The following is a 22,510-nucleotide window of genomic DNA, read 5'->3' as shown; positions in this document are numbered from 1 at the left end:
AGCGTCAACGCCGGGCACATTAACCCTTGGTCGCGTCGTAGGCTAGTTTTGCCTGCACTACAACGCCAGTCTTCAATGCGCTGATCGCCGCAATCATTTGGTTTTACCACCACTGAGGCGCTCAAAAGCCTGATTGGTTCGTGTGACGAAACCTGTATCGGCACGAATCACAAAAAATGCGCCGATATCGTGTTTTTCTGCGTAGTCCCAACCGCGCTCCGGGCCGAGAATCAGCAACAGCGTCGATAAGCCATCGGCCATTAACGCGGAAGGATTAATCACCGTGACTGATGCCAGGAGGTGCGAGACCGGCGCACCAGTGCGGGCATCGAAGGTGTGGGAATAGCGCTTGCCGTCCTGCTGAAAATAATTGCGGTAGTCACCGGAGGTGGACAGACCGTAGCCGTCGATGGAGATGATGCGTTCGGCCACTTGCTGGTCGTCACGGGGTTCTTCCAGCGCGATCTTCCAGGCTGAGCCATCGAGCTTTTTGCCCGCAGCCTTCAGCTCGCCGGTCACTTCGGCGAGGTAGTTGTGGATTCCCATCGCTTCGAGTTTTTCGGCAATGGTGTCGACGGCGTAACCGGCGGCGATGCTGTTGAAGTCGACTTCGACGGCGGCGTCCTTGCACAACTGATCACGGTCGATGCGCAGGTGTTGGTAGCCGACCCGCTGCCTTACTTCGGCGAGCGCTTGAGCTGCGGGGACTTTTTCCTCGCGGGCCTGCGGGCCGAACCCCCAAAGGTTGAGCAACGGTTCCACCGTCAGGTCGTAGGAGCCTTCGCTTTGTTCTGAGAGTTGCTCGCCGACGCGTACCAGTTTGAGGATTGAGGCTGGCATTTTCTGACAGCGATTGGCAGGCAAGTCGTTGAAGCGCTCGATGTCGGAGTCGCTGCGATAAGTCGACATTTGCTGATCGACGTCGGCGAGGATTTTTTCTACTTCGGCCTGCACCGCTTTCGGCCCGGGCGTGGAGGAATGTCTTGCGTATTGAATGGAATAACGACTGCCCATGGTCGGGCCGTCGAAGCGTTCCAGGCTGTCGCCGTTGCCACAACCGGACAAAACGCCGGCCAGCACCACAAGTCCACCCCACCGTCCAGTTAACAAATCTTCATCTCCCCTCAAAACCGCGCCCGCCATTATGGGCCTCAGAGCGCATGGGAGCGAGGTCTGCCAGTGCCCGTCAGTAAGACGCAAAATCTGAGGGAGCGAACCTGCTCGCTCCCTCAGGCCCAGCGTTTCAAGCAAGATTTACCAGCGTGAGTACCTGAAAATGTCTTCCAATACGAGCAAAGGCAAAGCGATTTTTCGCGTTGTCAGCGGTAACTTTCTCGAAATGTTCGACTTTATGGTCTACGGCTTTTACGCCACGGCCATTGCCAAAACCTTCTTCCCTGCCGACAGCGCGTTCGCCTCCCTGATGTTGTCGCTGGCCACTTTTGGTGCCGGCTTCCTGATGCGCCCACTGGGTGCGATTTTCCTCGGCGCCTACATCGACCGTCATGGCCGCCGCAAAGGCCTGATTATCACCCTGGCGATGATGGCTGCCGGTACGGTGCTGATTGCCTGCGTGCCGGGTTACGCCACCCTCGGCGTGGCCGCGCCGCTGCTCGTGTTGTTCGGCCGACTGCTGCAAGGCTTCTCGGCCGGCGTGGAACTGGGCGGTGTCTCGGTGTACCTGGCGGAGATTTCCACCCCGGGCCGCAAGGGCTTCTTTGTCAGTTGGCAGTCCGCCAGCCAGCAAGCCGCAGTGGTGTTCGCCGGTCTGCTCGGCGTCGGTTTGAACCATTGGCTCAGCCCGGAAGAGATGGGTGACTGGGGCTGGCGCGTGCCATTCCTGATCGGCTGCATGATCGTGCCGGTGATTTTCGTGATTCGTCGTTCGCTGGAAGAAACCCCGGAGTTCCAGGCGCGCAAACACCGGCCTACCCTGCGCGACGTGGTCCGCTCGATCAGTCAGAACTTCGGCATCGTCATCGCCGGCATGGCGCTGGTGGTGATGACCACCGTGTCGTTCTACTTGATCACTGCCTACACCCCGACCTTTGGCAAAGCCGAACTGCACCTGTCCGATCTGGATGCGTTGTTGGTGACAGTGTGCATCGGCCTGTCGAACTTCTTCTGGTTGCCGGTGATGGGTGCTGTGTCCGACAAAATCGGGCGTAAACCCCTACTGCTGACGGCGACCATTCTGGCGATCCTCACGGCCTACCCTGCCCTGTCGTGGCTGGTGGCAAACCCGAGCTTCAGCCATTTGCTGATTGTCGAGTTGTGGCTGTCGTTCCTGTACGGCTCGTACAACGGCGCCATGGTCGTGGCGCTGACCGAGATCATGCCGGTGGAAGTTCGTACGACTGGTTTCTCGTTGGCCTACAGCCTGGCGACTGCAACGTTCGGCGGGTTTACACCGGCGGCGTGCACGTACCTGATCCACGTGCTGGACAACAAGGCGGCGCCGGGGATCTGGCTCAGTGGCGCGGCGGTGTTGGGGTTGATCGCGACACTGGTGTTGTTCAAAGGCAATCGGCATGAACTGCGGACGGCGCAGGCCGCTGTGGTCGGCGGCGCCTGACAAATCGCTTTCGCGGGCAAGCCCGCTCCCACAGGGATCTGTTGCGCGAACACCATCGAGTGAACACCACCAAACCTGTGGGAGCGGGCTTGCCCGCGAAGAGGCCAGCACAAACAACACATCTCCCACTGACAACCGCCACAAACAAAAACGCCCCGACCAAAGTCGGGGCGTTTTCATGTGCAGCTAAGGCTTAGCGCGGGAATGCTGGCGGGTTTACACCGGCCATGTCTTCCATCACACGAACCACCTGGCAGCTGTAACCGAATTCGTTGTCGTACCAAACGTACAGAACAACGCGGTTGTCTTGGGTGATGGTCGCTTCAGCGTCCACAACGCCTGCGTGGCGCGAGCCAACGAAGTCGGTGGAAACCACTTCCTGCGAGTTGACGTAGTCGATTTGCTTATGCAGATCGGAGTGCAACGCCATGTAGCGCAGGTAATCGTTCATCTCTTCACGGGTAGCGGCTTTCTCAAGGTTCAGGTTGAGAATGGCCATCGACACGTTTGGCGTCGGAACGCGGATCGCGTTACCGGTCAGCTTCCCGGCCAGCTCAGGCAGAGCCTTGGCAGCAGCGGTGGCAGCACCGGTCTCGGTGATCACCATGTTCAGCGCGGCACTACGGCCACGGCGATCGCCTTTGTGGAAGTTGTCGATCAGGTTCTGGTCGTTGGTGTACGAGTGAACGGTTTCGACGTGGCCATTGATGATGCCGAACTTGTCGTTGACAGCCTTCAGTACCGGCACGATGGCGTTGGTGGTGCAGGAAGCGGCCGAAACGATCTTGTCATCAGCGGTGATTTCACCGTGGTTGATGCCGTGAACGATGTTCTTCAGCTTGCCTTTGCCCGGCGCGGTCAGAACAACGCGATCGATACCCGGGCAAGTCAGGTGCTGGCCCAGGCCATCGGCGTCACGCCATACACCGGTGTTGTCCACCAGCAGCGCGTCTTTGATGCCGTACTGGGTGTAATCCACTTCAGTCGGGTTTTTCGCGTAGATAACCTGGATCAGGTTGCCGTTGGCGGTGATGGTGTTGTTGGCTTCATCAATGGTGATGGTGCCATCGAACGGACCATGAACCGAGTCACGACGCAGCAGGCTTGCACGCTTGACCAGATCGTTCTCGGCGCCCTTGCGGACAACGATGGCGCGCAGACGCAGGCCGTCGCCACCACCGGTTTTCTCGATCAGGATGCGCGCCAGCAGACGACCGATACGACCGAAGCCGTACAGGACAACGTCGGTGCCTTTACGAGCGGCAACGTTTTGCTGACCAACGACGTCAGCCAGTTCTTCGCGAACGAACTGCTCGGCAGTGCGGCCATTGCCTTCGGCCTTGAACTTGACGGCAAGCTTGCCCAGGTCAACCGAAGCGGCGCCGAGCTTGAGCTCGCTCATCGCCTTGAGCAGCGGGAATGTTTCGTGGACGGACAATTCGCTGTCATCGGACTGACGATGACGAGCAAAGCGGTGAGCTTTGAGAATCGCAATGACTGAACGATTGATCAGGCTGCGGCCATAGATCGAGCTCACCACGTTGTTATTGCGGTAGAGCTGACCGATAAGCGGAATCATCGCTTCTGCGAGTGCTTCACGGTCGATCCATTCACCAAGACACTGGTCGGGCTTCTGAGTCACGGGAACCTTCCACATGTAGGGGCAGAAAAAAGGGGCTACATTATGCCGCCGAGTGCCTCTCGTAGCAATGCGCGCCTGTCGCGCGATCCGTAACAAATTCCTGTTCAAAAAAATTACGCACCGCTAAAGCCCAGTAAAACCGCGGCTTTCAGCGCAGTCAATTTTTTGGAGACACCGCTGTCTTATCCGTAACCCTCCGTAACACTCGGTCGTTTTGCCACTACATAATCATCAATTTTCAGCAAAAAACCGGCGAATTTTGTCTTTACCACTACATTTCGCCAAACCGGCGTAATAGACACATCTGCAACTGACAGGCGGCACCCGGGGCCGCTACAATTACCGACTTTGTCGCAACGCTTGGAGCTCAACCTTCCGTGCCCGTTCTGCGTCTACCGCTTCTCCCTGCCGCGGCAGGTAAACAGCACTGGGGCAACCTGCCCGGTGCCGCCCTGAGCCTGGCCATTGCCGAGGCTGCCAGCGCTGCCAAGCGCTTTACCCTGCTGCTGACCGCCGACAGCCAAAGTGCCGAACGGCTGGAACAGGAGCTGAGTTTCTTCGCCCCGGATTTGCCCGTATTGCATTTCCCGGACTGGGAGACCCTGCCCTACGATCTGTTTTCGCCACACCAGGACATCATTTCCCAGCGCATCGCAGCCTTGTACAGGTTGCCGGAGCTGAGTCATGGCGTATTGGTCGTGCCGATCACCACCGCGCTGCACCGCCTGGCGCCGACCAAGTTCCTGCTCGGCAGCAGCCTGGTGCTGGACGTTGGCCAGAAGCTCGACGTCGAGCAGATGCGCACCCGACTTGAAGCCAGCGGCTATCGCTACGTCGACACGGTGTACGAACACGGCGAATTCACCGTCCGCGGCTCGCTGATCGACCTGTTCCCGATGGGCAGCAAACTGCCCTTCCGTATCGACCTGTTCGACGACGAAATTGAGACGCTGCGTACCTTCGATCCGGAAAACCAGCGCTCCATCGATAAAGTCGACACCGTTCGCCTGTTGCCCGCGCGGGAATTCCCACTGCAGAAAGACGCGGTCACCCGTTTCAAGGCGCGCTTCCGTGAGCGTTTCGATGTCGACTTCCGTCGCTGCCCGATCTTCCAGGATTTGAGCAGCGGGATCACGCCGGCCGGTATCGAGTACTACCTGCCGCTGTTCTTCGACGAAACCTCGACGCTGTTCGATTACCTGCCCCAGGACACCCAAGTGTTTTCCCTGCCGGGCATCGAGCAAGCGGCGGAAAACTTCTGGAACGATGTGCGCAACCGCTATGAAGAGCGCCGCGTCGATCCTTCCCGTCCTTTATTGCCACCGGCCGAGCTGTTCCTGCCGGTGGAAGACTGCTTTGCCCGCTTGAAGAACTGGCCGCGTGTGGTGGCCAGTCAACAGGACGTGGAAACCGGCGTCGGCCGCGAGCGCTTCCCGGCGCGCGAACTGCCGAACCTGGCCATCGAAGCCAAGGCTACCCAGCCATTGGCGGCGCTGGCCGGCTTCCTCGACGAGTTCCCCGGCCGCGTATTGTTCACCGCCGAGTCTGCGGGCCGCCGTGAAGTGCTGCTGGAATTGCTCGAACGCCTGAAGCTGCGGCCGAAAACCGTCGACAGCTGGCCGGACTTTGTCGCGAGCAAGGAGCGCCTGGCGATCACCATCGCACCGCTCGACGAGGGCTTGGTGCTCGACAATCCGGCCCTGGCGCTGGTGGCCGAAAGCCCGTTGTTCGGTCAGCGCGTGATGCAGCGTCGTCGCCGCGAAAAACGCGCCGACGCCAACAATGACGCAGTGATCAAAAACCTTACCGAGCTGCGCGAAGGCGCGCCGGTCGTGCATATCGATCACGGCGTCGGTCGCTACCTCGGGCTTGCGACCCTGGAAATCGACGATCAAGCCGCCGAGTTCCTCACGCTGCAATATGCCGAAGGCGCCAAGCTTTACGTGCCGGTGGCTAACCTGCACCTGATTGCGCGTTACACCGGTAGCGATGACGCCTTGGCCCCGCTGCACCGCCTCGGCTCGGAAACCTGGCAGAAAGCCAAACGCAAAGCCGCCGAACAGGTGCGCGACGTCGCCGCCGAATTGCTCGACATCTATGCCCGTCGCGCCGCTCGCGAAGGTTATGCATTCGAAGACCCGAAAGCCGATTACGCGACGTTCAGCGCCGGCTTCCCGTTCGAAGAAACCCCGGACCAGCAGACCACCATCGATGCGGTCCGTGCCGACATGCTCGCCCCGAAGCCGATGGATCGCCTGGTCTGCGGCGATGTCGGATTCGGCAAGACCGAAGTGGCGATGCGCGCGGCGTTCATCGCGGTGCACGGTGGTCGTCAGGTGGCGATTCTGGTGCCGACCACCCTGCTCGCCCAACAGCATTACAACAGCTTCCGCGACCGCTTCGCCGACTGGCCGGTGAGCGTGGAAGTGATGAGCCGCTTCAAGTCGACCAAGGAAGTGAACGCCGCGGTTGCGGATCTGGCCGAAGGCAAGATCGACATCGTCATCGGCACACACAAGCTGCTGCAAGATGATGTGAAGATCAAAAACCTCGGGCTGGTGATCATCGACGAAGAGCACCGTTTTGGTGTTCGTCAGAAGGAACAACTCAAGGCCCTGCGCAGTGAAGTCGACATCCTCACGCTCACCGCCACGCCGATTCCGCGCACGCTGAACATGGCGGTGTCGGGCATGCGCGACCTGTCGATCATCGCCACGCCGCCGGCCCGTCGCCTGTCGGTGCGGACCTTCGTCATGGAGCAGAACAAAAGCACGGTCAAAGAGGCCCTGCTTCGTGAGTTGCTGCGTGGCGGTCAGGTCTACTACCTGCACAACGACGTGAAGACCATCGAGAAATGCGCCGCCGACCTCGCCGAACTGGTGCCGGAAGCGCGGATCGGCATCGGCCACGGGCAGATGCGCGAACGCGAACTCGAACAGGTGATGAGCGACTTCTACCACAAGCGTTTCAACGTGCTGATCGCCTCGACCATCATCGAAACCGGCATCGACGTGCCGAGCGCCAACACCATCATCATCGAGCGTGCCGACAAATTCGGCCTGGCGCAGTTGCACCAATTGCGCGGCCGCGTCGGTCGCAGTCACCACCAGGCTTATGCTTATTTGCTGACGCCGCCGCGTCAGCAGATCACCCCGGACGCGGAAAAGCGTCTGGAAGCGATCGCGAACACCCAGGACCTCGGCGCGGGCTTCGTGCTCGCCACCAACGACCTGGAAATCCGTGGCGCCGGCGAATTGCTGGGCGACGGTCAGAGCGGGCAGATCCAGGCCGTCGGCTTCACCCTGTATATGGAAATGCTCGAGCGCGCGGTGAAGTCGATCCGCAAGGGCGAACAACCGAACCTCGATCAGCCGCTGGGCGGTGGTCCGGAAGTCAATTTGCGCGTCCCGGCGCTGATTCCGGAAGACTACTTGCCGGACGTGCACGCCCGTCTGATTCTCTACAAACGCATTGCCTCGGCCACCGATGAGGAAGGCCTCAAGGACCTGCAAGTGGAGATGATCGACCGTTTCGGCCTGCTGCCGGAGCCGACCAAGAACCTGATGCGCATCACGGCGTTGAAGTTGCAAGCCGAACTGCTGGGCATCAAGAAAGTCGACGGTGGCCCGCAAGGCGGCCGGATCGAGTTCGCGGCGCAGACGCCTGTCGACCCGCTGACCCTGATCAAACTGATCCAGGGCCAGCCCAAACGCTACAAATTCGAAGGTGCCACGATGTTTAAATTCATGGTCCCGATGGAAAGCCCGCAAGAGCGCTTTAATACTGTAGAGGCGCTGCTTGAGTGCCTCATTCCGAAAACTGCTTGAAGGACGCCGCATGCGCCTGTTTCGTTTACTGACTTTGCTGACCACCCTGGTCGCTCCAACGGCGTTTGCCGATGACCTGTACCAGGTTGAAATGATCCTGGTGCGGCAGAACGCCGTGCCCGCCATTGTCAGCAAAGCCGCCCCGGAAGACTGGGCAGCCGGCGCCCAGCGCATCAGCCCCGACAGCTTCCGCACGCCGAGCCTGAATCCCGAAGTGGAAAAGCTCACCGCCAGCAATGAGTACTCGGTGTTGCTGCACAAGGCGTGGCAGCAACCGCTCGGCGAAGAAGCCACCAAAGTTGCGATCAGCGAGGGCACCGAACAATTTGGCCAGTTCCCGATCGAGGGCACGCTGAGCATGAAACTGGGGCGGTTCACCGACGTCGACGCCGACTTCTGGGTCAACCAGATCGACGCCAATGGCTTGGTCACCGCCAGCGAACGACTGAAGCAGGAAAGCCACACCAAGAACGGCCAGCTGAACTTCCTCGACAACGGCCACCTTGGCCTGCTGATCAAGATCACTTCGCTGACCGCCCCGGCACCTCGGCCAGTCCCCGATGAAATTCCGGACTGATTGAGTCCTTATGTCAGCGACCCTGAGCAAACCCCTGGCACCTTCATGGGTCAGCCGATTCAAGGAACAGAGCCTGGAGCGTGGCCGTCGTTACGCACTGGAAAACCGCGTCAGGATCGTCGAGGCCGGCGACGCCACGATCATCGCCGCTTGCGAGGGCTCTGGCGGTAACGTTTACCGTCAGACCATCCGCCTGCGCGAGTCAGCCAAAGCGACCTTGCTGATGGTCGACGCCACGTGCACGTGCCCGGTTCACGTCAACTGCAAACATTGCGCGGCCGTGCTGCTGAAGGTGCAAGAAACCCTGGCCTACCCCGCCGCCGCACAAGACGCCGAACTGCTGGAAAAACTTCAGGCCGTGCTGGAAAACCGCAGTCCGAAGGCGCCGCCCCAAGTGCTTGTGGATAACGTGCAACCGGTGCCGCGCCTGTGGCTGGCGAGCATCGAATTCAGCGCCTTCGAACCGCGCAACGGCAAGATGCAGCGCTACATCCAGCACCGTGCGGCGCTGTCTTTCAGTTATCTCGATGAATACGTTTCCGGGCAGAAGAACGCCGACGTCCTGATTCGTCAGGAAACCCAGACGCTGCGGATAAAACGCCACCCGGAAGTCGAACAGACCTACAGGGAACAGCTGCGAATCCTCGGTTTCAAAGTCGCTACCCGTCAAAGCAAAGCCTTGCCGGAAAGTGCCGGCGAACTCTATGAGATGGTCAACGACAGCGCCTGGCTGACCTTCACCCTCAACGAACTGCCAAAGCTGCGCACTCAAGGCTGGGAGCTGCAGATCGACGAAGATTTCGGCTTCGACCTGACCGCGGTGGACGACTGGTATGCCACCGTCGAACAGGCGCCGGAGCGCGACTGGTTTGATCTGGAGCTGGGGATCATCGTCAACGGCGAGCGCCTGAGCTTGCTGCCGATCCTGCTGAACCTGATGCGCTCCCACACCGAAATCCTCAATCCGGAACGCCTCGCCCGGCGGCGTGACGACGAACTGATTCTGGTGAACATCCCCAACCGCCCGAATTCCGAGTACGGCCCCTTGCAGGTCGCCCTGCCCTTCGGCCGGTTGAAACCGGTGCTGGCGACCCTTGGCGAGTTCTACCTGCAAGAGCCCGGCGAAACCACGCTGCGCCTGAGCAAGGCCGACGCGACACGCCTGAACCCGTTGGAAGGCATGCCGCTGCTTTGGGAAGGTGGCGAGCAGATCCGCACGTTTGCCCAGCGCCTGCGGGACATCAAGGATTACACCGCGACGGCCCCCGAAGGTTTGAACGCAACCTTGCGCCCGTATCAGCTGGAAGGCCTGAGCTGGATGCAATCGTTGCGGCAACTGGAAGTCGGCGGCATTCTCGCGGACGACATGGGTCTGGGTAAAACCCTACAGACCCTGGCGCATATTCTCAGCGAGAAAATCGCCGGGCGCCTCGACCGGCCGTGCATGGTGGTGATGCCCACCAGCCTGATCCCGAACTGGCTCGACGAAGCGGCGCACTTTACGCCGCAACTCAACGTGCTGGCGCTGTACGGCGCCAGTCGCAAAAAGCATTTCGACCATCTGGCCGATTACGACCTGATCCTCACCACCTATGCGCTGCTGCCCAAGGACGTCGAACGTCTGGCCGCTCAGCCTCTGCACGTGCTGGTGCTGGATGAAGCGCAATACATCAAGAACCCCAACAGCAAGGCTGCCCAGGCGGCCCGCGAGTTGAATGCGCGTCAGCGTCTGTGCCTGAGTGGTACGCCGCTGGAAAACCACTTGGGCGAACTGTGGTCGCTGTTTCACTTCCTGTTGCCCGGCTGGCTCGGCGACGTCAAAAGCTTCAACCGCGATTACCGCGTGCCGATTGAAAAGCGCGCCAGTGAAGTCAGACTTCAGCACCTCAATGGTCGGATCAAACCGTTCCTGTTGCGCAGAACCAAGGAACAGGTCGCGACGGAGTTGCCACCCAAGACCGAAATCATCCATTGGGTCGAACTCAACGAAGCCCAACGCGATGTGTATGAAACCATGCGCCTGGCGATGGACAAGAAAGTCCGCGACGAGATCACCCGCAAAGGCGTGGCGCGCAGCCAGATCATCATTCTTGAAGCGCTGCTGAAGCTGCGCCAGGTGTGCTGCGATTTACGCTTGGTCAACGATGCCGCACTGCCGACGCGCGGCAGCACCTCGGGCAAGCTCGATAGCCTGATGGAAATGCTGGATGAGTTGTTTGAGGAAGGTCGGCGGATTTTGCTGTTTTCACAGTTCACCTCGATGCTGGCGCTGATCGAAGTTGAACTGAAGAAGCGCGGTGTTGAATACGCGTTGCTCACGGGTCAGACCCGGGACCGACGGGCGCCGGTGAAGGACTTCCAGAGCGGCAAGCGTCAGATCTTCCTCATCAGCTTGAAGGCAGGCGGTGTCGGTTTGAACCTGACGGAGGCGGATACGGTGATCCACTACGATCCGTGGTGGAACCCGGCGACGGAAAATCAGGCGACCGACCGGGCGTATCGCATCGGCCAGGAGAAGCCGGTGTTCGTCTACAAGATGATTGCTCGCGGCACGGTGGAAGAGAAGATTCAGCACCTGCAAAAGGAAAAATCCGACCTGGCGGCGGGTGTGCTGGATGGGCGCAAGACCGGGGACTGGAAGTTGCAGAGCGATGATATTGAAGCGTTGTTTGCGCCGTTACCGGATAAGCTGGAGAAGCGCTGAAATCTGCGGCGCCTGGTAGATCGCCTTCGCGGGCAAGCCCGCTCCCACAGGTTCAGCGATCATTCTGTGGGAGCGTGGCTTGCCCGCGATAGCGTCAACTCGGTTTCATTTAAGATCGGAAATCAGGACTTGAGATTTGGCAGCGGTGCAAACAGCGCCTCGATATCACTCTGCTCAAGCTTCCACCCGCCAGTCGTCCCGCCTTCAAGCACCGCCCCAGCCAATGCCGCCTTCTCCAGCTGCAGTGCCTGTATTTTTTCTTCTACGGTGCCACGAGCTATCAGCTTGTAGACGAACACCGGTTTGTTTTGCCCAATCCTGTAGGCCCGGTCAGTCGCCTGGTTTTCCACCGCCGGATTCCACCAGGGATCGAAATGGATGACCGTATCCGCAGCAGTCAGGTTCAGACCTGTGCCGCCGGCCTTCAAACTGATCAGAAACAGCGGCACTTTACCGCTCTGAAAATCCTTGACCGGTGTGCGCCGATCCGTTGTCTCACCCGTCAACAACGAGTAGCCCAGACCACGTTGCTGCAACTCCTCCTCAATCAAGGCGAGCATCGAAGTGAACTGTGAAAACAGCAAAACCTTTCGGCCTTCGCTGAGCAACTCTTCCAGCATCTCCATCAAGCTGACCAGTTTCCCACTACCAGACCGAAGGGCCTTGGCGGTGAGCGGCGTTTTGATCAACCGCAGATCGCAGCACACCTGACGCAGCTTGAGCAATGCATCGAGGATGATGATTTGGCTGCGCCCGACACCACTGCGGGCAATTTCGTCACGCACCTTCTTGTCCATCGCCACGCGCACGGTTTCGTACACGTCCCGCTGTCCATCGCTGAGATCAACCCAATGCACAATCTCGGTTTTCGGCGGTAATTCTGTCGCCACCTGATCTTTCTTGCGACGCAGCAGAAAGGGCTTTATCCGGGCGGTCAGGTGTTGCATCCGTTCGCTATTACCGTGCTTCTCGATCGGCGTGCGGTAGTCGCGGTTGAAGGTTTTGCTGTCGCCAAGCCAGCCGGGCAGCAAAAAGTGAAATTGCGACCACAACTCGCCGAGGTGGTTTTCCAGCGGCGTGCCGGACAGACACAAACGCTGGCGGGCCTGCAAGGCTCGGGCGGCCTGAGCCGCTTTGCTGACCGGGTTCTTGATGTTCTGTGCCTCATCGAGAATCAGCACACTCCATAACTGAGGCTGCAAAATCTGCAGATCCCGCGGCAGCAGCGCGTAGGTGGTCAACACCAAGTCGTATTCGGCAAGGCCGGCAAAGTCTTTTTGCCGTGCGGGGCCATGTAACGCCAGTACCTTCAGCTGCGGCGTAAAGCGCAGTGACTCGTCGAGCCAGTTGGGGATCAGGCTGGTGGGCATCACGGCAAGTGCCGGACGATCAAGCCGCCCGGCCTGCTTCTCCGTCAGCAGATGAGCCAGGGTTTGCAGGGTTTTCCCCAAGCCCATGTCGTCACCGAGGATGCCGCCAACTTCCAGTTCGCGAAGGGTTTGCATCCAGTTCAGCCCTTCCAGCTGATACGGTCGCAATGTTGCCTTCAACCCCTCGGGCGCCGAGACGTGAGCATGGGTCGACTCACGCAATCGTTTTGCAAAACTGCGCAGCCGCTCGCCGCCCTGCCAAATCAGCGGAATGCCTTCCAGTGCGTTGAGGCGCGCGGCATCCGGCAAACTCAAACGCAATGAATCACCTTGATGCGCCCCCAGGTACAACTCGCCCAAGGTGGCCATCAGCGGTTTGACCCGACCATAGGGCAGTGCGACTTTGCCATGGGGTTTGGCATCGAAACGCCCATCACCCAGTCCAATCAGCAACAGTTCGTCATCGTTACGTTGCGCCAGGATTGCGGGATCCAGCAGTTGCGGCTGGCTGCGCAGCAAATGCAGCAAGATTGGTAACAGGCTGTGGCGTTCGCCGTTGACCACGATACCCAGTTGCAAATCGAACCACTGGTGCCCCGATTCTTCCTCGACTTGCGCATACCACTCTTCCACAGGCTGCAAGTTGAAGTGGAAGTTATCTCTGATATCGATCAGCCAGTTTTTCTCCCTCAGCGCCGGGACCCCGTCCTGCGCAAAAGTAACCCAGGCTGCGTCATCCGCCAAGGTGAACATTTCGCCGGGACGATCCAGGCTACTTTTGCGCGTGGCCTTCTTAAAACCGTGTTTTTGCAGGGCCTGACGCAGGGCTTTCTCGGCGGAGGGATTGCGCTGTATACGCTGGGTTTCAGTCCCGGAAAGGATCAATACTTCCGGGTTTCTGTCCGACGTCGGATGGCCGTTGTAGGTGAACGCCAATGCAGCGCGATGCTCTGGTTCATGCTGCCAGCGGACATAACGCTTGCCGCTGGCGAGTGTCAGGTGAGCCTGAGGAAAAACGCCGTCAATGACCCGCTCCGTCAGGGCATGCGGCGGCGGTGCAACTTGCGTCGCTGCCCTCATCCGATGACTGAACTGCATTGCCTGACGCGCCGGAATATCCGGGACCAACGACAGGTGACAAGCCAGTTTTTCATCCATCTCGCTGAACAGCGGCCCTACTTGTAGCCGCTCGCGATCCAGATAGTACAAGGGCTCCAGGGCCAGGATCGTTTCCACTGGGGCTGCGTCACTGCCCCATTGCGGGCGAAAACTGCCATTGACTTGTTCAGCCCAGGCAAACTGACCCGTTCTTCTCATCCCGGGCGTCAGGGGTTGTGGCTGTTCGAGATCAAGGAAAAGGCGCGAGGTTCGCAACAGCATTTCGATGAGCTCGGCGCCGCTACTGCCTTCCAAGGGGTAGCCAGAGTAATAGGCGTGGTGGGAGTGAATGGCGACTAACAACCTGGCGATTCGCAGGTCGAGCCCGGTCAGGTAACCGGGTTGGCGTATCAGCGTGTCCGACATCGAGTACATCGACTTGATGTCTTGCAAACGGCCGTCCTTGAGCTGACGCGCCTTGAAAATCTCCAGTGTCCATTTTCCGGCGGTAGGCGTTGCCCTGAGTTTGTACAACAGGCGCGTACTTGTTACCTGCGACGGTTCATCGAGGGAGTTGCTTGCAGATGGAATACCATCAAGCCAGCGCTCCAGCTCACGATTCAGGTGAGCGGAAGCCGCACTGTCAGCCACCGCGACAGGAAGCTCTTGCAGGTGATAGATAACGGTTGCGCAATGTTTGCAATCAATCACTACGGGGCATGAACAGGTGCAGTCCAGCTCAAAATCACCATTGGCATCTTCGACCAGTTCGATGTGCTGTTCGTAGACGTTACCTTGAGAGCCCCTGCAGGTCGCCCGAACCAACACATCATCAAGTTCAAGGATTTCTACCCGATGCTCAGGGGCGTATCTGCGCGCCTTATCCAGAGCGCGATGACTGAATGCCTCCGCCCACGGCAGCTGTTGAAGTTGCTCGATGATTGTCGACATACACTCAATGCTTTTGGTAATGAATTAATGATGGTGGCGTACAACCTAGCCTTTTAACACCCGCGCCAACGTCGACTTAACCTTGCCCATCCCGTCATGCAACGCCTGCTCGATCTCGGCCATGGTGATCACCGCCGCGGACTTGCCCGCCGCCGGATTCACCACCAGTGCCAGACACGCATACTCCAGTTCCAGCTCATGGGCCAACGCCGCTTCCGGCATGCCTGTCATGCCGACGATGTCGCAACCGTCACGCTCCAGCTTCGCGATTTCAGCGACGGTTTCCAGACGTGGGCCCTGGGTGCAGGCGTAGACGCCTTGGCTGCTGTAATCGACGCCTTCAGCCGCCAGCGCCGCAATCAATTGCTGACGCAACGTCTCGCTGTAGGGATAGCTGAAGTCAATGTGGGTGACGTGTTCCAGGTTATCGGCGAAATAGGTGTGTTCGCGACCGCTGGTGTAGTCGATCAGTTGATGCGGCACGCAGAAATGCCCGGTACCCATGGAGGCATGAATCCCGCCCACGGCGTTGACCGCGAGTATCGCTTCGGCGCCGGCCTGTTTCAGCGCCCAGAGGTTGGCGCGGTAGTTCACTTGATGCGGCGGAAAACGGTGCGGGTGACCGTGACGCGCGAGGAACAACACTTCCTTGCCGGCGTATTCACCGATCTGCACGTCGGCCGAAGGCGCGCCATAGGGCGTATCCACCGCCAGTGACTGACGAATGTTCAGGCCTTCGAGTTGAGTCAGGCCGGTGCCACCGATAATCGCGTGAACCGTCATAACGAAAAGTCCTTATTCAATAAGTTGAGCTTCTTTGAGCGCGCCGATGGCAGTCAGCCAGCGCGGGTTCTGACGGTATTCAGTGTTGGCGTACGACTGGCCACGCATCCGCGCGATGCGCTCGGACGGCGTGACTTTCAAGCGCTGGGCGGCACTCAACGCCAGCTCCGCCGCAGCGCGGTCATTGCACACCAGGCCCATGTCGCAACCGGCAGTCAGCGCGGCTTCGATACGGCTGGCGGCATCGCCAACCACGTGGGCACCGGCCATGGACAGGTCGTCGCTGAAGATCACGCCATCGAATTGCAGCTCGCCGCGCAGGATGTCCTGCAACCAGCGGCGTGAGAAGCCTGCGGGCTGGGAATCGACTTGTGGATAAATAACGTGGGCCGGCATGATGGCGGCCAATTGCTTGCTCAACTTGGCGAACGGTACCAGGTCTTTGGCGCGAATTTCGTCGAGGCTGCGCTCGTCGTTCGGGATCGCGACGTGGGAATCCGCCTCGGCCCAGCCGTGACCGGGGAAATGCTTGCCGGTGGCGGCCATGCCGGCACTGTTCATGCCGCGGATGAAGGCACCCGCGAGCAAGGCTGCGCGCTCCGGATCACCCTCGAACGAGCGAGTGCCGACGACGGCGCTGCGCTGGTAATCCAGGTCCAGCACCGGGGCGAAGCTCAGGTCGAGCCCAACGGCCAGCACTTCGGTGGCCATGATCCAGCCGCACTGCTCGGCCAGATACTCGGCGTTCGGGTTGTCGGCAATGGCGCGCATGGCCGGCAGCCGGACGAAGCCTTGGCGCAGACGCTGAACGCGACCACCTTCCTGATCCACCGCCAGCAGCAGGTCGGGACGAATGGCGCGGATTGCAGCGCTGAGCTCGCGCACCTGGCGCGGGCTTTCGATGTTGCGGGCGAAAATGATCAGGCCGCCCACTTCGGGCTGACGCAACAATTGGCGATCTTCGGCCGTCAGCCAGGTACCGGCGACGTCCACCATCAACGAGCCTTGCAGGCCAGCAGTCATAGAGATTCCTTGAGAACGAAAAACCCGGCTCGCACGCGTTCGCCGCCTTGGGCTGTGCCCGGCAGGTCGGCGATATCAATGGGGAGCGGGTTCAGAACGAGAGTCGGCATGGGCGGCTAGCTTAGCGGATGTCAGCCGCCGCGCCCACCCGTGCTCGGTTAAACCTTGGCGGCAGCCGGGGTCGACTTGCTGCGCGGACGCAGTTGCGCAGTGGCCATGGCCGCATCGGTGACGCCGGTTTCGGCGCGCATGCCTGCAGCCAGGAACGGCACCATCAGGCGCATCACTTGCTCAATGGATGTGTTGACGCCGAAATCGGTCTCGGCAATCGCTCGCAACGCCTTGATCCCCGACATGCTGAACGCCGCGGCGCCGAGCATGAAGTGCACGCGCCAGAACAGCTCGATCGGTGGAATGCGCGGCGCAGCTTCGTTTACCAGCATCATGTAGCGGCGGAACACCTTGCCGTACATGTCTTCCAGATAACGACGCAGGTGACCCTGGCTCTGACTGAACGCCAGTCCCAGCAAGCGCATGAAGATAGACAGGTCGTTGCCGCTGCGAGGCTGCACGACGAGGGCTTGCTCAACGAGGATCTCGAGCAACTCTTCGAGTGTCGGCTTGTTGTCAGGCTTGGACTGACGCCGCTCCAGCTCTTTATCAAGACTCAGGCAAAACGGCCCGAGAAAGCGCGAGAAGACCGCCTGGATCAGCGCCTTCTTCGAACCGAAATGATAGTTGACCGCCGCCAGATTGACACCAGCCTTGCTGGTGATCAGACGCAACGAGGTTTCGGCGAAACCTTTTTCCGCGAACAACTGCTCGGCAGCATCGAGAATGCGTTCAACGGTTTCCGACTGGGCCATGGCTACTCCGCCTGACAAACACTTGTTTGAAACATACGTTTCAGCCTGTGCATTGTCAAGCCTGCCGGTTCGTTTTGGGAATGGTCGGTCAGCTATTTAACCATACAACGGCGAGGCTTTAATCAGCAGGCTGATTGACCGTCCAGCGGCCGGCCAAAAAAGGGGCATTGCCAAGACCGTTTCACTGTATATAATCCCAGTCACTGTATAAAAAGACAGAGCGATCAATATGCTAAAGCTGACGCCACGCCAAGCAGAGATTCTGGCCTTCATCAAACGCTGCCTAGAAGACAACGGCTACCCGCCAACCCGTGCGGAAATCGCTCAGGAACTGGGTTTCAAATCGCCCAACGCGGCGGAAGAACACCTCAAGGCGCTTGCCCGCAAAGGTGCGATCGAGATGACCCCGGGCGCTTCCCGAGGCATTCGCATTCCGGGCTTCGAAGCCAAGGCCGATGATTCTACCCTGCCGATCATTGGCCGAGTCGCTGCCGGTGCGCCGATTCTGGCCCAGCAGCACATCGAAGAGTCCTGCAACATCAACCCTGCCTTCTTCCATCCGCGCGCTGATTATCTGCTGCGCGTTCATGGCATGAGCATGAAGGACGTCGGTATTTTTGACGGCGACCTGTTGGCCGTCCACACCACCCGGGAAGCCCGCAATGGCCAGATCGTCGTGGCACGGATCGGTGACGAAGTGACCGTCAAGCGCTTCAAGCGCGACGGCAGCAAGGTCTGGTTGATTGCCGAAAACCCTGAATTTGCCCCAATCGAAGTCAACCTGAAAGATCAGGAACTGGTGATCGAAGGCTTGAGTGTCGGCGTCATTCGCCGCTAAAGGAGGCTTTATGCAGTTCCCACACACATCACAGCAAGCCCAACTGCCGTTGTTCGAGGCATTCATGGTGCAACCGTTGGCGCCAATCCTGAAAGACGTGGTCGAGACGCCCTGGAGCGCCGAACCCGAAGTTTTCAGCGAGCTTTCACTGCGTGGTGCGGCCGGGAACTGCCTGAACCTTTTGGCGCCGATCCTTCGGGAACTGAGCCAGGATCAGGACGCGCGATGGCTGACACTGATCGCCCCGCCCGCCAGCCTGACCCAGGCGTGGCTGCGGGACGCCGGTCTCAACCGCGAACGCATCCTGCTGCTGCAACCTCGCGGCACTCAGAGCGCCCAGCAGCTGACCTGCGAAGCTTTGCGCCTGGGCCGCAGCCACACCGTTGTCAGCTGGCTCAACCCCTTGAGCACAAATTCACGGCAACAGTTGATCAGCGCGGCCCGTACCGGGGATGCGCAGAGCCTGAATATTCGATTGGGTTAACCTGTAAACAAAGCGCGCAATCAATTGCGCGGGGCTTCTCAAAGGATTAGAGAAGCCGGTCCGAAGCCGTATCAGCAGAAAGCGACGAATGGGATCAGTGGAGAACCCGCGAACTCTCATCCGTATTGAATTCGCCTTCAACCAGACGCCCTGCCATCTGAACACCGACGCTCAACATCGCCTTGGCGACTTCGACGTGCTGGCCCTGCAGGAAAGCCTTGGCATCCTCGGAGAAATCCAAAGTGACCAGAGAACCCTCGTCCTCAGCCCTGCGCAGCTCGATTCGGCCGTCTGGTAACTCGACAATTTCTAGAAAGGACGTTGGCATAAAGGTCTGTTCTCCACGAAAGGCGGGGATTATATAGGCATCGGCCAGGCTTCGCTCGGTAACTTGACCAGCAGCGCTTTTAATCGCACCGCCGGCACTCAGTCGATCAGCACTCGTTCAAGCCTTCGCGAAAACGGATCGCCAACCCTTTCAGGTTCTGGCGCCAGCTCTCCAGCTCTTCGCGACTCAACTCCTCTGGCGCCTCTTCTTCATCCAGGTTAACGGCCAGGATGAGCGGCTGAGTGACGTCACCCTTGGGCTTGTGTGGAGCACGAGGCGGCTGGAACATCGCCGCGTGAGCCGCCAGCAGCTTGGCCAGCCAGGTTTCCGGATTCTGGGCCAGCTCGACCATCTCAGCCATCTCGGGAATGGCGATGGCTTCCAGCACTTCCCGAGTCAGCAGCATCTCCACCCGAGGCGCATTGGCCTGCGGCAAGCGATAGAAACCGGCAATTTCATGGCACAGCCCCAGCAACGCGCCGTACAAGTGAAACAACGCCGACTCACGCCCGGCCTGAATCAGCGCCAGGGAATTCATCGTCCGCCCCTCTTCGGCTCTGGCAAGCGCTTCGAGCGACAGGCCGGCGAAATAAATCTTTTGATTAGTACGGGTATAGAGTTCGTGGGCCATGACGGCAGCCTCCACAACGAAAAAATTGCTTCACGCAGATCAGACAGTGTCGTGGATCAGCCGAGCTGACCGCAAGCACAAAACAAAAAGGCCGCATGAAAACCCGTGGGTTGTCATGCGGCCTTTTGTGTACAGCCTGTTTTTACGCTTTGGCTGCCGGACGCTTGTCTTCAACCGTCCATTTGCCGCCGTCGTAGTACGCCTTCCAGCCGGTCGGCTTGCCGTCGACTTCTGTCTGCACGTACTGCTCTTTGGTCTTGCGGCTGTAACGGATCACAGCAGGCAGGCCGTCCGGATCTTTTTTCGGCGCTTCACAGAGGAAGTGGTACTTCGGATCGATCTCATCCTTGTGCGGCACAATTTCCATGACCAGCGGAGCACGCGTCTCGCGGTTTTTCGGAAACTGGCTGGCCGCCAGGAACAGACCGGAAGCACCATCGCGCAGGATGTAGGTGTCGTTGACCTTTTCGCATTTCAGCTCAGGCATCTTCACCGGGTCCATCTTCGGCGGCGCCGCGTCACCGCTTTTCAGCAGTTTGCGGGTGTTCTTGCACGTCGCGTTGGTGCAACCGAAGAACTTGCCGAAACGGCCGGTCTTGAGCTGCATCTCGCTGCCACACTTGTCGCATTCCAGGCTCGGACCTTCGTAGCCTTTGATGCGATAGGTGCCCTCTTCGATTTCGTAGCCTGAGCAATCCGGGTTGTTACCGCAGATGTGCAGCTTGCGCTTCTCATCCAGCAGGTAAGCGTCCATTGCCGTGCTGCAGATCGGGCAGCGGTGCTTGCCACGCAGCACCAGGGATTCCGATTCACCCTCGTCGTCCGCAGCGATTTCATCGCCCGGCACCAGGTTGACGGTGGCCTTGCAGCGTTCTTTCGGCGGCAGACTGTAACCCGAGCAACCGAGGAACACGCCAGTCGATGCGGTACGAATCTGCATCGGACGACCGCACAACACGCACGGAATGTCAGTCATGACCGGTTGGTTGGCGCGCATGCCACCTTCGGCACTTTCGGCTACTTCGAGTTTTTTCTTGAAGTCGCCGTAGAACTCGTCAAGCACGTTTTTCCAGTCGCGTTCGCCCTGGGCCACGTCATCGAGGTTCTCTTCCATGCCGGCGGTGAAGCCGTAGTCCATGAGATTGGAGAAGCTCTCGGCCAGACGTTCGGTGACGATGTCGCCCATCTTTTCCGAGTAGAAACGACGGTTGTGCAGCGCGACGTAGCCGCGGTCCTGGATGGTCGAAATGATCGCCGCGTAGGTCGAAGGACGACCGATGCCACGTTTTTCCATTTCTTTTACCAGGCTCGCTTCCGAATAACGCGCCGGTGGCTTGGTGAAGTGCTGGGTCGGATCAAGCTTGATCAGCTTCATCGCGTCGCCCTGGGCCATGTCCGGCAGCACGTCGTCATCACCAGGCTTGGCGATTTGTGGCATGACGCGGGTGTAGCCGTCGAATTTCAGGATGCGGCCCTTGGCGCGCAGCTCGAAATCGCCGGCACCGACGGTGACCGTGGTCGACAGGTATTGGGCCGGCAGCATCTGGCAAGCGAGGAACTGGCGCCAGATCAGCTCGTAGAGCCGCTCTGCATCACGCTCCATGCCCGACAGCTTGCTTGGCTCGGTGTTGGCGTCAGACGGACGAATTGCTTCGTGAGCCTCTTGTGCGCCTTCCTTGCTGCTGTAGACGTTCGGGTTTTCCGGCAGGTACTTCTTGCCGAACTCGCCTTCAATATAAGTGCGCGCCATCGTCACGGCATCGGCCGAGAGGTTGGTGGAGTCGGTACGCATATACGTGATGTAGCCGGCTTCGTACAAACGCTGGGCCATCATCATGGTTTTCTTCACACCGAAGCCCAGGCGGTTACTCGCGGCCTGTTGCAGGGTGGAGGTGATGAACGGTGCCGACGGCTTGCTGCTGGTCGGTTTGTCTTCGCGCTTGACGATGCTGTAGCTGGAAGCCTTGAGCTTCTCCAGCGCGGCCATGGCCTGGGCTTCGTTGAGCGGCTTGAAGGCCTCGCCTTTTTCCCGAGCCACGTCAAAGCGCACGGTTGCGCCCTTGGTGGTACCGAGATCAGCGTGGACTTCCCAGTATTCTTCCGGGTTGAACGCGCGAATTTCACGCTCACGCTCAACGACCAGTTTTACCGCAACCGACTGCACACGACCGGCGGACAGGCCACGGGCGACCTTGGCCCAAAGCAGCGGCGAAACCATGTAACCCACCACGCGGTCGAGGAAACGACGCGCCTGTTGGGCGTTGACACGGTCAATGTCCAGCTCGCCCGGTTTGGAGAAGGCTTCCTGGATCGCTTTCTTGGTGATTTCGTTGAACACCACGCGCTTGTAGCGGCTGTCATCTCCACCGATGGCTTCGCGCAGGTGCCAGGCAATGGCTTCCCCCTCGCGATCCAAGTCGGTTGCGAGATAGATGGTGTCAGCATCTTTGGCGAGCCGGCGCAGCTCTTCGATGACCTTTTCCTTGCCCGGGAGGATCTCGTACTTGGCTTTCCAGCCATGATCGGGATCGACACCCATGCGCGAGACCAGCTGCTTGCGCGCCTTCTCTTTCGGCGTGAGCACCGGACCTTCACCCGCGGCGGCCTTGCCGCGCTTGGCGGCTGGCTCTTTGCTGGCGCTAGCCGAACCGCTGGTGGGCAGGTCTCGGATATGGCCGATACTCGACTTCACCACGTATTGGTTACCCAGATACTTGTTGATGGTCTTGGCCTTAGCCGGGGATTCCACAATGACCAGCGATTTGCCCATGGATCAGAAAATTCCTGAATTCTAGAAGTGAAAGGCGGTTGGC

The 22,510-nt window shown here is 59.5% G+C and carries 15 protein-coding genes; 6 read left to right on the top strand and 9 right to left on the bottom strand.

Annotated elements, in window-relative coordinates:
- Window positions 1-93 precede the first annotated feature (93 nt).
- Window positions 94-1,143, bottom strand: a complete 1,050-nt coding sequence (locus ACA053_RS09455) for an FAD:protein FMN transferase (RefSeq protein ID WP_497395121.1) — start codon at window positions 1,141-1,143, stop codon at window positions 94-96.
- A gap of 133 nt (window positions 1,144-1,276) precedes the next feature.
- Here ACA053_RS09455 and ACA053_RS09450 point away from each other — a divergent pair, with 133 nt between their 5' ends.
- Window positions 1,277-2,575 (top strand): MFS transporter, encoded by a 1,299-nt coding sequence (locus ACA053_RS09450; RefSeq protein WP_497395119.1) that lies wholly within the window; start codon window positions 1,277-1,279, stop codon window positions 2,573-2,575.
- A gap of 193 nt (window positions 2,576-2,768) precedes the next feature.
- Here the strand turns inward: ACA053_RS09450 and ACA053_RS09445 are convergent, their stop codons facing one another.
- Window positions 2,769-4,232, bottom strand: a complete 1,464-nt coding sequence (locus ACA053_RS09445) for a glyceraldehyde-3-phosphate dehydrogenase (protein ID WP_497395117.1) — start codon at window positions 4,230-4,232, stop codon at window positions 2,769-2,771.
- 362 nt (window positions 4,233-4,594) lie between these two features.
- Here ACA053_RS09445 and mfd point away from each other — a divergent pair, with 362 nt between their 5' ends.
- From mfd to ACA053_RS09430, 3 genes are read left to right on the top strand one after another with little or no spacing between them, the layout of a single operon-like run.
- On the top strand, window positions 4,595-8,044 hold the full coding sequence (gene mfd, locus ACA053_RS09440) for a transcription-repair coupling factor (RefSeq protein ID WP_497316842.1): 3,450 nt from the start codon (window positions 4,595-4,597) through the stop codon (window positions 8,042-8,044).
- A 10-nt stretch (window positions 8,045-8,054) separates the two neighbouring features.
- A complete protein-coding gene (locus ACA053_RS09435; protein ID WP_497395115.1) occupies window positions 8,055-8,621 on the top strand; it encodes a CsiV family protein in 567 nt (188 codons plus the stop codon).
- Between the two features lie 10 nt (window positions 8,622-8,631).
- A complete protein-coding gene (locus ACA053_RS09430) occupies window positions 8,632-11,325 on the top strand; it encodes a DEAD/DEAH box helicase (protein ID WP_109628988.1) in 2,694 nt (897 codons plus the stop codon).
- 122 nt (window positions 11,326-11,447) lie between these two features.
- Here ACA053_RS09430 and ACA053_RS09425 read toward each other — a convergent pair whose 3' ends face one another.
- The 4 genes from ACA053_RS09425 to ACA053_RS09410 all read right to left on the bottom strand — a co-directional run bounded on the left by ACA053_RS09425 (window position 11,448) and on the right by ACA053_RS09410 (window position 17,416).
- Window positions 11,448-14,744 (bottom strand): DEAD/DEAH box helicase, encoded by a 3,297-nt coding sequence (locus ACA053_RS09425; RefSeq protein WP_497395113.1) that lies wholly within the window; start codon window positions 14,742-14,744, stop codon window positions 11,448-11,450.
- Between the two features lie 45 nt (window positions 14,745-14,789).
- Entirely contained in the window at window positions 14,790-15,527 is a 738-nt protein-coding gene (locus ACA053_RS09420) for an S-methyl-5'-thioinosine phosphorylase (protein WP_497395111.1), read from the bottom strand.
- 12 nt (window positions 15,528-15,539) lie between these two features.
- Window positions 15,540-16,538 (bottom strand): beta-N-acetylhexosaminidase, encoded by a 999-nt coding sequence (gene nagZ / locus ACA053_RS09415; RefSeq protein ID WP_178082344.1) that lies wholly within the window; start codon window positions 16,536-16,538, stop codon window positions 15,540-15,542.
- 170 nt (window positions 16,539-16,708) lie between these two features.
- The gene (locus tag ACA053_RS09410; protein ID WP_109628982.1) at window positions 16,709-17,416 is read right to left on the bottom strand and encodes a TetR/AcrR family transcriptional regulator; all 708 of its coding nucleotides are present in this window, start codon (window positions 17,414-17,416) and stop codon (window positions 16,709-16,711) included.
- 229 nt (window positions 17,417-17,645) lie between these two features.
- On the opposite strand from ACA053_RS09410, the gene lexA reads away from it, so the two are divergent.
- Window positions 17,646-18,254, top strand: a complete 609-nt coding sequence (gene lexA / locus ACA053_RS09405; protein WP_046026989.1) for a transcriptional repressor LexA — start codon at window positions 17,646-17,648, stop codon at window positions 18,252-18,254.
- 10 nt (window positions 18,255-18,264) lie between these two features.
- Window positions 18,265-18,738 (top strand): SOS-induced cell division inhibitor SulA, encoded by a 474-nt coding sequence (sulA, locus tag ACA053_RS09400; protein WP_109628980.1) that lies wholly within the window; start codon window positions 18,265-18,267, stop codon window positions 18,736-18,738.
- 94 nt (window positions 18,739-18,832) lie between these two features.
- Here the strand turns inward: sulA and ACA053_RS09395 are convergent, their stop codons facing one another.
- From ACA053_RS09395 to topA, 3 genes are all read right to left on the bottom strand, one after another.
- Window positions 18,833-19,066 carry a hypothetical protein gene (locus tag ACA053_RS09395; protein ID WP_010456352.1) on the bottom strand — a complete coding sequence of 78 codons (234 nt, stop codon included), beginning with the start codon at window positions 19,064-19,066 and terminating at the stop codon, window positions 18,833-18,835.
- A gap of 106 nt (window positions 19,067-19,172) precedes the next feature.
- Window positions 19,173-19,697 (bottom strand): DUF6586 family protein, encoded by a 525-nt coding sequence (locus tag ACA053_RS09390; protein WP_109628978.1) that lies wholly within the window; start codon window positions 19,695-19,697, stop codon window positions 19,173-19,175.
- Between the two features lie 142 nt (window positions 19,698-19,839).
- Entirely contained in the window at window positions 19,840-22,467 is a 2,628-nt protein-coding gene (topA, locus tag ACA053_RS09385) for a type I DNA topoisomerase (RefSeq protein WP_497316833.1), read from the bottom strand.
- Between the last annotated feature and the right edge of the window lie 43 nt (window positions 22,468-22,510).

Source organism: Pseudomonas sp. LBUM1672 (genome assembly GCF_059695655.1).
Note: the sequence above shows the minus strand (reverse complement) of the source record. Positions and strands in the feature narration are given on the sequence as shown.

What these genes read in the sequence shown, in the direction of transcription:
- ACA053_RS09420 (WP_497395111.1), bottom strand. Translation starts at nt 15,527, where the DNA reads ATGACGGTTCACGCGATTATCGGTGGCACCGGCCTGACTCAACTCGAA.
- ACA053_RS09395 (WP_010456352.1), bottom strand. Translation starts at nt 19,066, where the DNA reads ATGCCAACGTCCTTTCTAGAAATTGTCGAGTTACCAGACGGCCGAATC.
- lexA (WP_046026989.1), top strand. Translation starts at nt 17,646, where the DNA reads ATGCTAAAGCTGACGCCACGCCAAGCAGAGATTCTGGCCTTCATCAAA.
- ACA053_RS09450 (WP_497395119.1), top strand. Translation starts at nt 1,277, where the DNA reads ATGTCTTCCAATACGAGCAAAGGCAAAGCGATTTTTCGCGTTGTCAGC.
- sulA (WP_109628980.1), top strand. Translation starts at nt 18,265, where the DNA reads ATGCAGTTCCCACACACATCACAGCAAGCCCAACTGCCGTTGTTCGAG.
- ACA053_RS09430 (WP_109628988.1), top strand. Translation starts at nt 8,632, where the DNA reads ATGTCAGCGACCCTGAGCAAACCCCTGGCACCTTCATGGGTCAGCCGA.
- ACA053_RS09455 (WP_497395121.1), bottom strand. Translation starts at nt 1,143, where the DNA reads ATGGCGGGCGCGGTTTTGAGGGGAGATGAAGATTTGTTAACTGGACGG.
- ACA053_RS09390 (WP_109628978.1), bottom strand. Translation starts at nt 19,697, where the DNA reads ATGGCCCACGAACTCTATACCCGTACTAATCAAAAGATTTATTTCGCC.
- ACA053_RS09425 (WP_497395113.1), bottom strand. Translation starts at nt 14,744, where the DNA reads ATGTCGACAATCATCGAGCAACTTCAACAGCTGCCGTGGGCGGAGGCA.
- ACA053_RS09445 (WP_497395117.1), bottom strand. Translation starts at nt 4,232, where the DNA reads ATGTGGAAGGTTCCCGTGACTCAGAAGCCCGACCAGTGTCTTGGTGAA.
- ACA053_RS09435 (WP_497395115.1), top strand. Translation starts at nt 8,055, where the DNA reads ATGCGCCTGTTTCGTTTACTGACTTTGCTGACCACCCTGGTCGCTCCA.
- topA (WP_497316833.1), bottom strand. Translation starts at nt 22,467, where the DNA reads ATGGGCAAATCGCTGGTCATTGTGGAATCCCCGGCTAAGGCCAAGACC.
- ACA053_RS09410 (WP_109628982.1), bottom strand. Translation starts at nt 17,416, where the DNA reads ATGGCCCAGTCGGAAACCGTTGAACGCATTCTCGATGCTGCCGAGCAG.